General features: G+C 51.5%; 12 protein-coding genes. All 12 read right to left on the reverse strand.

Annotated elements, in window-relative coordinates; all coding sequences use genetic code 11:
- Positions 1 to 384: 384 nt before the first annotated feature.
- Positions 385 to 1875, reverse strand: coding sequence for a lysine--tRNA ligase (gene lysS, locus KNO58_RS14875; RefSeq protein ID WP_214755105.1), 1491 nt, complete (start codon positions 1873 to 1875; stop codon positions 385 to 387).
- 147 nt (positions 1876 to 2022) lie between these two features.
- Positions 2023 to 2961 (reverse strand): tRNA dihydrouridine synthase DusB, encoded by a 939-nt coding sequence (gene dusB / locus KNO58_RS14880; protein ID WP_251026285.1) that lies wholly within the window; start codon positions 2959 to 2961, stop codon positions 2023 to 2025.
- A gap of 79 nt (positions 2962 to 3040) precedes the next feature.
- Positions 3041 to 3544, reverse strand: coding sequence for a 2-amino-4-hydroxy-6-hydroxymethyldihydropteridine diphosphokinase (gene folK, locus KNO58_RS14885; RefSeq protein ID WP_214720442.1), 504 nt, complete (start codon positions 3542 to 3544; stop codon positions 3041 to 3043).
- On the reverse strand, positions 3541 to 3906 hold the full coding sequence (folB, locus tag KNO58_RS14890; RefSeq protein WP_034781816.1) for a dihydroneopterin aldolase: 366 nt from the start codon (positions 3904 to 3906) through the stop codon (positions 3541 to 3543). The genes folK and folB overlap by 4 nt, the downstream gene beginning before the upstream one ends.
- Positions 3899 to 4684, reverse strand: a complete 786-nt coding sequence (gene folP, locus KNO58_RS14895) for a dihydropteroate synthase (protein ID WP_214755110.1) — start codon at positions 4682 to 4684, stop codon at positions 3899 to 3901. Before folP ends, folB begins: the two co-directional genes overlap by 8 nt.
- Positions 4681 to 5511 (reverse strand): aminotransferase class IV, encoded by an 831-nt coding sequence (locus KNO58_RS14900; RefSeq protein WP_214755112.1) that lies wholly within the window; start codon positions 5509 to 5511, stop codon positions 4681 to 4683. Before KNO58_RS14900 ends, folP begins: the two co-directional genes overlap by 4 nt.
- Positions 5495 to 6079, reverse strand: coding sequence for an aminodeoxychorismate/anthranilate synthase component II (gene pabA, locus KNO58_RS14905; protein ID WP_214755114.1), 585 nt, complete (start codon positions 6077 to 6079; stop codon positions 5495 to 5497). Before pabA ends, KNO58_RS14900 begins: the two co-directional genes overlap by 17 nt.
- Positions 6076 to 7455, reverse strand: coding sequence for an anthranilate synthase component I family protein (locus KNO58_RS14910; RefSeq protein WP_214755116.1), 1380 nt, complete (start codon positions 7453 to 7455; stop codon positions 6076 to 6078). The genes pabA and KNO58_RS14910 overlap by 4 nt, the downstream gene beginning before the upstream one ends.
- A 94-nt stretch (positions 7456 to 7549) precedes the next feature.
- On the reverse strand, positions 7550 to 8503 hold the full coding sequence (cysK, locus tag KNO58_RS14915; RefSeq protein ID WP_021068192.1) for a cysteine synthase A: 954 nt from the start codon (positions 8501 to 8503) through the stop codon (positions 7550 to 7552).
- A gap of 86 nt (positions 8504 to 8589) precedes the next feature.
- Entirely contained in the window at positions 8590 to 9516 is a 927-nt protein-coding gene (hslO, locus tag KNO58_RS14920; RefSeq protein ID WP_285222566.1) for an Hsp33 family molecular chaperone HslO, read from the reverse strand.
- 20 nt (positions 9517 to 9536) lie between these two features.
- Positions 9537 to 10301: a type III pantothenate kinase gene (locus KNO58_RS14925; RefSeq protein WP_021068190.1), complete on the reverse strand. Its 765-nt coding sequence runs from the start codon at positions 10299 to 10301 to the stop codon at positions 9537 to 9539.
- Between the two features lie 95 nt (positions 10302 to 10396).
- Positions 10397 to 12424 carry an ATP-dependent zinc metalloprotease FtsH gene (gene ftsH, locus KNO58_RS14930; protein WP_214755118.1) on the reverse strand — a complete coding sequence of 676 codons (2028 nt, stop codon included), beginning with the start codon at positions 12422 to 12424 and terminating at the stop codon, positions 10397 to 10399.
- Positions 12425 to 12511: the final 87 nt, after the last annotated feature.

A 12511-nucleotide genomic window follows, 5' to 3' on the forward strand; every position in this document is an offset into this window, starting at 1 on the left:
TGTATTAGGCACGCCGCCAGCGTTCGTCCTGAGCCAGGATCAAACTCTCCAAAGAATTTGATATAGCTCTTTAAAAAATGACGAAGCTTGCGCTTCATTCAAAAATGGTAAAACTTTTTTGCCTCATCGTTCAGTTTTCAAAGTTCGTCTGTCGCTCATTGGCGACTCTTAAAATAATACAAGTCATCGACACAGTTGTCAACCACTTTTTTTATTCTTTTCCGCTGCCATCAGCGGCAACGTTTATTACTTTACCGCATCCCTAAATAGAACGCAAGACTTTTTACAAAAGTTTTTCTAAAAAAGTTTTTGGCATCTTTAAACCGGCAACACTCTCCATAGAAAAACCTCTCGCCCGTAAGAGCGAGAGGTTAAAACGATTCTTTATTGTTGGTGTCTCATCGTCGGGAATAAGAGGACATCGCGAATCGATGGTGCATTCGTCAACAACATGACAAGGCGGTCGATTCCGATTCCAAGACCGCCTGTTGGCGGCATTCCGTATTCGAGTGCCTCAAGGAAATCGTTGTCCAATTCGTGGGCTTCGTCATTCCCAGCTTCTTTCTCAAGAAGTTGAGCTTCGAAACGCTCACGCTGATCAATCGGATCATTCAATTCCGTGAAGGCGTTAGCATGTTCACGACGAACGATGAACAATTCAAATCGATCCGTGAAGCGTGGATCTGTATCGTTCTTTTTCGCCAATGGCGATACTTCGACAGGGTGACCTGTGACAAACGTCGGTTGTAACAATGTTTCTTCGACTTTCTGCTCAAAGAATTCATTGACGATGTGACCGAACGTCATGTGGTCCTGAATCTCGACACCGTGCTCTTTTGCAAGCGCACGTGCATCTTCATCAGACATCTGTTGCCAGAAATCGACGCCTGTTTCTTCTTTAACCAAGTCGACCATGTGCGCACGTTTCCAACCAACAGCCAAATGAATCGTATCTTCTCCATATTGAACGTCCGTCGTTCCAAGGACTTCTTGGGCTACGTGAGCTACGAGTTCTTCTGTCAAATCCATGATGTCATTATAGTCCGCATACGCTTCATACAATTCAATCATCGTGAACTCTGGGTTATGACGTGTTGAAATCCCCTCATTACGGAAGACACGGCCAATCTCATACACGCGCTCGAGACCACCGACAATCAAGCGCTTCAAATGAAGCTCGATGGCGATTCGCATATATAATTCCATATCGAGCGCATTATGGTGCGTCAAGAACGGACGGGCCGCCGCTCCACCTGCGATTGTATGCAACATCGGCGTTTCGACTTCCAAGTAACCGCGATGGTTCAAGAAATTCCGAATTTCCGAGATGATCCGGCTACGCAGAATAAACGTTTGACGTGAATCGTTATTCGTAATTAAATCCAAATAACGTTGGCGATAGCGTTGCTCGACATCTTTTAAGCCGTGATATTTATCCGGAAGCGGACGAAGTGCTTTTGTTAAGAGTTCGAACTCTTCAACATGAATCGACAATTCGCCGACGTTCGTCTTGAACAGCTTCCCTTTCACTCCAACGATGTCACCAAGGTCAGATGATTTGAATAAATCGAACGGTTCGTCACCTACGTCATTTTTACGCACATAGATTTGGATTTGTCCTGTGACGTCTTGGATGTGGGCAAAGAAAACTTTCCCTTTTCCACGTTTCGTCATAATCCGTCCGGCAAGCGTCACTTCGACGTCTTGTTCGGCCAAGGCTTCTTTTTCAATCGCCTCATATTGTTCATGTAGTTCACCGGCATGGGCAGAACGTTCGAACCGATGTCCGAACGGGTCAAGCCCTTGATCACGCATCTCGGTCATTTTTTCAAACCGAACCTGCATTTGGTCATTCATTTCCAACTCGTGACTCACTACTCCATTCACTCCTCTATACGTATTGGGGATGTTCCTAATAAAAAACTGTCAGCCTCACGGCCAACAGCACAGCCTAAACCGTTTGCTTGTGTGGTTCACTTTTTCGCCAAACAAGCTTACCACAAATCAATTTTTTTCACTAGTTCACACTTCTTGCATTTGTCGCTCGAGCTGTTCCACAAAATGATACAACACGACGCCAAAAGCATCTCGTGATTCCGTTTCGTTGATTTGCTTCCGAACCGGGCCGCTGCCTTTCAACCCTTTCAAGTACCATGCCGCATGTTGACGCATCTCGCGAACGGCGGTCACTTCTCCTTTGATGGCAATCAAGCGATCGAGATGCAACATACAGATGTCGATCTTTTCACGCGCCGCTGGTTCTGGCGGAAGTTCACCCGTCTCCAAATACTGCACCGTTTGATACAGCATCCATGGGTTACCGAGCGCTGCCCGCCCGATCATGACAGCATCGACACCATAGTGATCAATCGCATGTTTCGCTTCTTGTGGTGTCGAGATATCGCCGTTACCGATAATCGGAACCGTCGCAATTTTCTTGGCTTCGCCAATCCAATCCCAGTTTGCGGTTCCTTCATATTGTTGAGACCGCGTACGACCATGAATCGCAATCGCCGCCGCTCCGCCAGATTGAGCCGCCCGAACATTATCGAGAATATAAATATGGTCTTCGTCCCAACCGAGACGCATTTTGACCGTGACCGGCTTATCGACCGCATTCGAGACGGCGTTCACCATCTCGTAAACTTTGTCCGGGTCGAGCAACCATTTGGCGCCCGCCTCACACTTCGTGACTTTCGGGACCGGGCAACCCATATTGATATCGATGATGTCTGCATTCGTGTTTTGATCCACGTACTGGGCCGCTCTGACGAGTGTGTCTTTCGAACCTCCGAAAATCTGAAGGCTGAGCGGCTTTTCCCGTTCATCGACGTACAGCATCCGGAGCGTTCTTGCATTCTCCAATAAAATCCCTTTATCGCTGACCATTTCCGCACAGACGAGTCCCGCGCCGAATTCTTTCGCGATCAAACGAAACGCAGGGTTTGTCACTCCGGCCATCGGGGCAAGGACGGCGCGGTTCTTTATATCGATGTTACCAATTTTGAACCCTGACACTTCTCCACTTCCTTTGCTAACGTTAAACCGAGCTGACCAATGATTGTAACGGTCCGAGACGGACGACGTCTTGTCGTTCCGACGCAGGAAGGGCTTCTAGCCATGCCCGCACCGTCATTCCCTTTACCTCGACCGCCGGAGCAATCTCCGCGAACGGGGCAAGGACAAAAGCGCGTTCATGCATCCGTGGATGCGGAACAGTTAACTGCTTCGATTGTATATCTTCGCTGTTATAGACCAAGATGTCAAGGTCGATTGTACGCGGTCCATTCTTGAATAGTCGTTCTCTCCCTAGGTCCCGTTCAATCTGTTGGAGTTGAAGCAAGGCCGCTTCCGCAGAAAGGGACGGCTCGACTTCGACGACCATATTATAGAAGGATGGCTGATCTGTGTATCCGACCGGTGCCGTCTCATATACGGATGACTCTTTCGTTACCTGAAGACCGTTTACCGCCATCGCTTGAATCGCTTCTGCTAGATAGTTGGCACGCTCCCCAATGTTCGATCCCAACGCTACGTACATCATACGTTCCGTCTCCGTGTCATCTCGATCGCGACCGAGTCATAATGACCCGGGATGGGCGGGTCCGGCTTGATGACTTTGACGGTAACGCTTTGAATCTTGTCACTGTGGGCCAAGACAGCCGTCGTGATGCGTTCGCCCAGCGCCTCAAGCAGATTGACCGGCTCCCCGGTGACGATGTCTTCCGTCAATTGATAGAGACCGGCATAGCTGACCCCGTCTGATAAATCATCCGATTGACCGGCCGGTGCCAAATCCAATTCACACATCAAGTCGATGTTGAACCGTTGACCGAGTCGATTCTCTTCTTCAAACACACCGTGATAGCCATAGAAACGCATCCCATTCACAAACATCTTATCCAATTCGTCCGCCTCCCAGCATCGCGTCCATCATGAGTGACGCTCGTTTATTCTCTCGTACGTCATGAACTCGTATCCACGCACAGCCTTTCATGATGCCTAGGCACGTCGTTGCCAATGTCCCTTCCAGTCGTTCTTCGGTCGGTAAATCAAGCGCTTGCCCGATAAACGACTTCCGCGACGTTCCGAGTAACACCGGATAACCGAGGTTCGTGATCACGTCGAGTCGATTCATCAACTCCATGTTTTGCGCATAGTCTTTCGCAAAGCCGATCCCCGGGTCTAACCAAATCATCTCATCCGGCACACCTGCCGCGTGGGCGATTTCAATCGATTCATATAAGTCACCGACGACCTCCTCGATGAAATGGCCATAATTGCGGTTGTCACGATTGTGCATCAAGATGATGGGAACGTTAAACGCCTGGGCCACTTGTACCATCGACTGATCGCCCCACTTCGAGCCCCAGACGTCATTGATGATGTCGGCCCCGGCTTCTAATGCCGCCTTTGCCACCACTGGTTTGTACGTATCGATCGAGATGAGCACGTCGAGCTCTTGTTTCAGTTGACGAATGACCGGAACGACTCGCTCGATCTCTTCTTCCGCCGAGACGAACCGGGCTCCCGGCCGTGTCGATTCCCCGCCGATATCAATTGCGTCCGCTCCGTCTTGAACGAGTTGCTTGGCGTGAGCGACCGCCTGTTCAAGCGCCGTGTACCGTCCTCCGTCCGAAAACGAGTCCGGTGTCACATTTAAAATGCCCATGATTTTTGTCATCGCGTTTCTTCCCTTTCAATCGCATGTAACAAGACAGACCAACATGCTTTAAATTTTGCCCCGTCTTTGCCTGGATAGCTGTTCCCGGCATAGTCTGTGACCGGGGCAATCTGTTGAACCGAATTCGTCAACCAAATCTCGTCTGCCCGAGCAAGTTCCGCAAACGTCACATCACGTTCCTTCACCTCAAACGTATCCATCACCCAACGTCGCGTGACCCCAGCCAAAGGTCCCGTCGCAAGCGGCGTCGTCCAAAGTTGGTCAGCTTCGACCCAGAAGATATTCGAAACGAGCCCTTCCACCACATGTCCTTCGTCATCGGCGAACAGTCCTTCCGCCTCCCGATCAACGAGCATGCGCTTCCCTAAAATATTGTTCATATAATGATGGGATTTTAAGCGGAATGCCGCTTCGGGCCGACTTCTTGGAAACGGAATGGCTTCCAACCGTTTTTCGACGGGTTGAAACGAATCCGGCAGCGGTTTGACGAGTAGCGTCACGTTCGGACGAGTGTAGCGTCCGTCATAGAGTCCAAGTGGCGCCACCCCCGCGGACACGTTCAAGCGCACATACAGGTTCGGAGTCCCGTTTTGACGAACGACGTCTTGAATCGCCTGCTCTATCTCTTGTTTCGTATACGGTAAATCAATCCATAGTTCCGCTAAGCTCTTCTCGAGACGTTCCCAGTGAAGATCAAACAAGAACGGGATGCCATTGAACGTTCGAAACGTCTCGAATAGGCCCATCCCATATAAAAATCCGTGATCTTCCACCGGAATCGTTACTTCAGAGCTGCCCCTTAGTTCCCCGTTATGCCAAAGCCACACGACGATACACCTCGACGAAATTACGAATCATGTCTTTGCCGTGTTCTGTCAAAATCGCTTCCGGATGAAACTGCACCCCTTCAATCGGTAACGTTTCATGCCGGAGTGCCATAATCTCTCCTAGGCTCGTCTCGGCCGTGACTTGCAAGCACGACGGTAACGCATCTCGTTCGACCGCGAGCGAATGGTAGCGTGTCACAATCGTCTGTTGCGGGATACCGTTAAACAGCGTGTTGCCGTCATGTTGAATCGCTGACGTCTTGCCGTGCATGAGCCGCTCGGCATGGACGACTTTTCCACCGAACGCTTGAGCAATCGCTTGATGTCCGAGACAGACGCCAAGAATCGGGATGCGACCGGCAAACGCCTGAATCGCATCGATGCTGATACCCGCCTCACTCGGTGTGCACGGACCAGGCGAAATGACGAGATAACTTGGGGCGAGAGCTTCAATTTCCTCGATCGTGATGTCATCGTTACGACGGACGACGAGCTGTTCCCCGAGCTCCCCAAAGTATTGCACTAAATTGTATGTGAACGAGTCATAGTTATCGATGAGTAAAATCATACCGTCGCCTCCGTCATTTCTTTCGCCGCCCATAGCGCTTTCGCCTTGGAAAGTGATTCGGCGTACTCCGCTTCCGGATCCGAATCAATCACAATCCCGGCACCAGCCTGGACATGGGCGATTCCGTCCTTGACGACCATCGTCCGAATCGTGATATTGAACACGAGGTCATCATCCCAACTGAGCCAGCCGTATGAGCCGGTATAAATCCCGCGCCGGACCGGCTCGAGTTCCTCGATGATTTCCATCGTCCGGATTTTTGGTGCTCCGGTGATGGTGCCCCCCGGGAACATCGCGCCAAGTGCCTCGGCGCCCGATACACCGTCCCGCATCAAACCGCGCACGTTCGAAACGATATGTTGGACGTGCGAGTATTTCTCGATGACCATCAATTCATCGACATGCACCGTCCCGTAAGCCGCGACTTTGCCCAAGTCGTTTCGTTCAAGGTCGACGAGCATGACATGTTCGGCCCGCTCTTTCTCATTGTCGAGCAGCGTCCGAGCCAGTTCCAGATCCTCTGCCTCGTCCCGGCCTCGCGGTCTCGTTCCGGCGATCGGACGTGTCGAGATGGCGGCGCCATGTTTCTCGAGCAACAGTTCCGGTGAAGCCGACACCATCGTGAGCGAGTCGTCAGCGAAATAACCCATATACGGTGACGGGTTCACTTTCCGGAGCGTGTCGTAGATGTGACGTGGATGCGCGAGCAACGGTTCCGATTGCCGCACGCTCAAGTTCACCTGAAACACATCACCCTCGACGATATAGTCTTGAATCTTTTGCACCGCCGTCACGAACTTCTCTTGTGACAGCGAGCGTGAACGTTCGAGCGTCCCGCTTGCGACCGGCGGGAACGCATAGTGCGTCTCCGTCCGCCAAAGGGCGGCAAAGCGATCGAGTTTCACCTCTACCTGGTCGTCCGCCGTGACGAGCATATATAAGAGCGATTCTTCTTCATCGAAGACCGCCACTTCATCAAACAGTAAGAAGGAGACGTCCGGTGTCGCCAAGTCGTCTGCTGCCTGCCGTGGTAACCGTTCGAGCGTTCGGGCCACGTCATAGCTCACATAACCAATCATCCCGCCAAAAAACGGTGGAGCGCCAGCCGGCCGCTCGGTAGCGTACCGGGTCCGGATTGTTTCGACGATGTCGAGCGGCTCACCGTACAGTGTTTCCGTCGTATCTGCTGTCACGAACGTTCCGACCCCATCTTTCACGTGAAGCGTAGCGAACGGTTCAATCCCGGCCATCGTATAGCGGCCGACGCGTCCACTCTCTAACCACGCGTAGTGCTTCTCCCCTTCAGTCAATGTCATATACGTGTCGTACATCTTCTCTTTTGTCATGCGCATGGTTTTGAACGCTGTTTGTCTCACGCCACATTCCCCCGTTCCACTGATTCATGCCTTTAATTGTACACAAGAAAAGGCAGTTACCGAAAGAAGTTGTCTCCCGGTAACTGCCGTTTGTTTACGAGCGTACGCTATCTGATTCTTCATCGAATTGATAGAGCGGTGTGCTGAGGTAGCGTTCTCCGTTTGACGGGATAATCGCCAGCACGTTTTTCCCTTTGCCGAGACGTTTGGCCGTATCGACAGCGGCAGCGATCGCCGCCCCAGACGAGATGCCTCCGAGCACGCCGTTCGTCTTGGCCGCAAGACGTGCGTATTCGAACGCTTGATCAGTCGTGATTTGAAGGACACCTTCATAAATCTCCGTATCGAGAATCGACGGGATGAAGCCTGCCCCGATGCCTTGGATTTTATGCGGGCCTGGTTTACCACCCGACAAGACCGGTGAATCGACCGGTTCGACCGCTAGGATTTGAACGTTCGGATAGTGGGCTTTCAACACTTTACCCGCTCCCGTGATTGTTCCGCCTGTCCCGACGCCGGCGATGAACGCATCGACTTGAAGGCCTGACGCATCGAATGCGTCGACGATTTCAGGTCCCGTCGTCATCTCGTGCACGTTCGGGTTGGCTTCATTGTTAAATTGCTGCGGGAGGAAATAACCGTTTTGTTCAGCCTCTTCCGTCGCACGACGAATCGCTCCGCCCATTCCTTCAGGACCCGGCGTCAAAATGAGTTCGGCACCGTAGCCACGAAGCAGATTGCGACGTTCCATGCTCATCGTTTCCGGCATGACCAAAATCGCTTTATAGCCTTTGGCCGCACTGACCATGGCGAGACCGATTCCTGTGTTCCCACTGGTCGGTTCGATAATCGTATCTCCTGGCTTCAAGACCCCTTCTCGTTCCGCCGCTTCAATCATCGCGAGCGCAATCCGATCTTTTACGCTAGAGCCCGGGTTCATATACTCCAATTTCAAATAAACCGTGGCATCTTCGGCGCCAGTCAATCCATTTAACTTCACAATCGGTGTCTTTCCAATTAAGTCTGTTACTGAATCTACGATACGCATTTCATTTCCTCCTCCATAATTCCGACTATTCCGATATTGTAATCATACCCTATCAGATTCAAAATATGCAATTTGGAGCAAAGCGGTCAGCGTGCTTGTTGTTTCATCGTTTCTAACTGTTCTGCCGAGAAGTGGTATTTCTCGCCGCAGAAGTGACAAACCGCCTCAGCGCCGCCATCTTCTTCGATCATTTGGCTAATTTCGTCAGCGCCGAGTCCGATGATGGCACTTTCCATGCGGTCGCGACCACATGTGCAATTGAATTGGACCGGTTTTTGATCCAACACTTCAAGGCTGTCACCAAGGAGCATATGGAGCATCTCTTCGGGTGTCTTCTCTTCCCCGATGAGTACCGATACCGGCGGGAATGTCTTGAGCGCCTGCTCAAGCGCTTGAATCGTCTCTTCTGACGCATCCGGCATCAATTGAACGATAATCCCACCGGCCGCAAGAATCGATTCATCTTCCGGAAGGACGAGCACACCCGCACCGACGACTGACGGCACTTGTTCTGACGTCGCAAAATAGTACGTGAAGTCTTCGCTAATCTCACCCGTTTGAATCTCAGACGAGCCGCCGACAAAGTCTTTCAAACCGAGGTCTTTGATGACCGAGATCGTGCCGCGACCGACGACTTCGCCGACTTTCAACTTCGTCAACCCGTGATCATTCACGAACGTCCCGCCTTCGACGCGAGGATGTGACACGTAACCGCGCACGTCTCCCGCCGTATCGGCATCGACGATGATTTTCCCGATCGGTCCATCGCCTTCGACTTTGAGCGTCACACGAGCGGCGCCTTTTTGCATCGCACCAATCATCGTCCCGATTGTCATCGTGCGTCCGAGCGCTGCTGAAGCGACCGGTGTCGTCTGATGACGAAGTTGCGTTTCAAAGATTGTTTTTGTCGTCCGGACGGCAAACGCGCGGACTTCCCCGTTGAACCCAAGGGCACGGACAAGGTAATCGGCTTTCATTTGGTCAAGTAATGCTTGTTGTTCTGGTTGAATCATATCGAGTAACTCCTTTAAATTTATTTCTGGTTGCGCTCATAGATGAGACGAAGCCCATCGAGCGTCAAAAATGAATCGACGACGTCAATCGTTTCCGCATGCTCGCTAATCAAACGCGCGAGACCGCCCGTGGCGATCACGGTCGCTTCTCCGACTTCCCGCTTCATACGACCGACAATTCCATCGACTTGTGCGACATAGCCGTAATACGTTCCGGACTGCATCGCTTGAATTGTATTTTTCCCAACGACCGTAGGCGGTGTCGCGAGCTCGATGCGCGGCAATTTGGCCGCCCGTTGATAAAGCGCCTCGACCGAAATCATGATCCCCGGTGAAATGATGCCTCCGTGATAACGGCGGTTCTCATCAATATAGCAGTACGTCGTCGCTGTTCCGAAATCAACGATGATGAGCGGTCCATCATATTTGGCAATTCCAGCGACCGCGTTGACGATGCGGTCCGCACCGACTTCGCGCGGATTATCGACATGAATGTCGAGGCCGGTTTTCACACCGGGACCGACGACAATCGGCCGGACATTGAAGTAACGTTGCGACATCTGTTCGAGCGGAAAGATGACCGGTGGAACGACCGAAGACAGAATCACGCCGTCAATCTGATCGAACGAGACGTTCGAATGATCGAACAGCGATTTCACGAGCATGCCGTATTCATCGGTCGTTTTCGTCCGGTCTGTCGAGATGCGCCAATGATGGACGAGCGTCTCACCGTCATACATCCCAAGGACAATATTTGTATTCCCAACATCAATCACTAAAATCATGATAGCGTTCCTCACTTTGTTGTCAATTACAGTTCGCTCGAATTATAACACGAAAAAAGACGAATGCCTTGTTTAGGGCATTCGTCCTGATTTTGTTACCGCAAATCGTTGTTCGGGCGTTCCGTCGGCGTCGCTTCCGGCTTATCGCCTTCTGGGACCACGTCCGGCTTCGCTTCTTGAACGACTCCAGGCTGATCGATGACTTGTCCGTGCTTGACGGCCGCCTCATCTTTCTTCGCTTCGTCGCTTGCATCATCGTTCGATGGTTCAGACGGCTCTTCCGGTTCATGTGGAAGATATTCGCGCGTCTTAATCAAGTGACGAATCTGTTTCGAATCGAGCGTCTCGACTTCGAGCAACGTCTTCGCGACGAGTTCGAGATCGTCTTTACGATCCGTCAAGATTTGTTTCGCTTTTGCGTAACAACGGTTGATGATATCCCGGATCTCGAGGTCGATATCTTGTGCAATCGCATCCGAGTAGTTTTGTTCCGTTTGGAAGTCACGGCCGAGGAAGACTTGTCCACCATGGTTCGACCCAAGTTGGAGTGGTCCGAGCTTGTCGCTCATCCCGTAATCCATGACCATCTTCCGGGCGATACCAGTCGCACGTTGGAAGTCATTGCTTGCTCCTGTTGACACTTCACCGAAGATGACGTCTTCCGCCACGCGGCCCCCGAGGAGACCGACGATTTTATCTTCAAGCTCAGGTTTTGTCATAAAGTAGCGATCTTCTTTTGGAAGCATGACGACATAGCCACCCGCGTTGCCACGAGGAACGATCGTCACTTTATGCACTTCATCTGCATTCTCGAGTTCAATCCCGATAATCGTATGACCCGCCTCATGATAGGCGACGATTTGTCGTTCTTTCTCCGAGATGACACGGCTCTTCTTCGAAGGACCGGCGATGACGCGGTCAATCGCTTCCTCGACATCCACGACCGAGACCGCCGAGCGATCAGACCGGGCTGCGACGAGCGCTGCTTCGTTCAATAAGTTTTCAAGGTCTGCCCCTGAGAACCCAGGCGTACGCTGCGCAATCGACTTCAAGTCGACTGTTGAATCGAGCGGTTTGTTGCGCGCATGAACTTTAAGGACTTCTTCCCGACCTTTGACGTCTGGACGATCAACCGTGATTTGACGGTCGAAACGGCCTGGACGAAGCAAGGCTGGGTCAAGGATGTCCGGACGGTTTGTCGCAGCAATCATGATGATGCCTTCGTTGTCACTGAATCCATCCATCTCAACAAGCAATTGGTTAAGCGTTTGCTCACGTTCGTCATGGCCACCACCAAGACCGGCACCACGCTGGCGTCCGACCGCATCGATTTCATCGATGAAGATGATACACGGTGCGTTCTTTTTCGCATTCTCGAACAAGTCACGAACACGTGACGCCCCGACACCGACGAACATTTCGACGAAATCAGAACCTGAGATTGAGAAGAACGGTACACCGGCTTCTCCTGCAGCTGCACGAGCGAGCAATGTTTTACCAGTTCCCGGAGGACCGACGAGCAAGACACCTTTCGGAATCCGTGCCCCGAGTTTCGAGAACTTACGTGGGTCTTTCAAGAATTCAACGACTTCGATGAGCTCTTGTTTCTCTTCGTCTGCTCCGGCGACGTCTTTAAACGTCACACGGCGCTTCTCTTGGTCGTATAGTTTGGCCTTCGATTTCCCGAAGTTCATCACACGACCGCCACCGCCGCCACCTTGGGCTTGGTTAAGCAAGAAGAAGAATAAGATGAAGATGATGATGAACGGTAAGATCGCAAACACGATGCTGAACCAGTTCCCACTCGACTCCGCCTCTTCGATTTGGATGTCGGTATCCGCACGAAGTGACGAGAGCACTTCGGCGTATTCGGCCTCGTTGGCCGGGATGTTCGTTTCAAAACGCTGATCTTCGTCTCCTGTTAGATCTCCTGTGATTGAGATGGCTCCCGGAATTTCTTGTACGGTTGCCGTTTCAATCCGACCTTCTTCCACATATTCCAAGAACTTCGAATACGTAAGCGTCTCGCTCTGGCTATTCGGGTTTTGTAAATATTGAAGGAACAAGATCAAGGCTAGGAAAATCACACCGAAAACTAAGGTGTTTTTCACTGCACGATTCATTCTCTGCCTCCTATTCCGAGAAACGATGTTCTCGCCCATTCAGTATATGTGTATACTTTGGGTATTTCTTTTATCTTAACACGACGC

Source organism: Exiguobacterium sp. J17977 (assembly GCF_018616375.1).
Taxonomy (GTDB): domain Bacteria; phylum Bacillota; class Bacilli; order Exiguobacteriales; family Exiguobacteriaceae; genus Exiguobacterium; species Exiguobacterium mexicanum.

Bases quoted from the DNA above. Each gene is read 5' to 3' on its own strand.
- hslO (WP_285222566.1), bottom strand. From the start codon at position 9,516: ATGATTCAACCAGAACAACAAGCATTACTTGACCAAATGAAAGCCGAT.
- KNO58_RS14925 (WP_021068190.1), bottom strand. From the start codon at position 10,301: ATGATTTTAGTGATTGATGTTGGGAATACAAATATTGTCCTTGGGATG.
- pabA (WP_214755114.1), bottom strand. From the start codon at position 6,079: ATGATTTTACTCATCGATAACTATGACTCGTTCACATACAATTTAGTG.
- dusB (WP_251026285.1), bottom strand. From the start codon at position 2,961: ATGGCCGGAGTGACAAACCCTGCGTTTCGTTTGATCGCGAAAGAATTC.
- folP (WP_214755110.1), bottom strand. From the start codon at position 4,684: ATGACAAAAATCATGGGCATTTTAAATGTGACACCGGACTCGTTTTCG.
- ftsH (WP_214755118.1), bottom strand. From the start codon at position 12,424: ATGAATCGTGCAGTGAAAAACACCTTAGTTTTCGGTGTGATTTTCCTA.
- folK (WP_214720442.1), bottom strand. From the start codon at position 3,544: ATGATGTACGTAGCGTTGGGATCGAACATTGGGGAGCGTGCCAACTAT.
- cysK (WP_021068192.1), bottom strand. From the start codon at position 8,503: ATGCGTATCGTAGATTCAGTAACAGACTTAATTGGAAAGACACCGATT.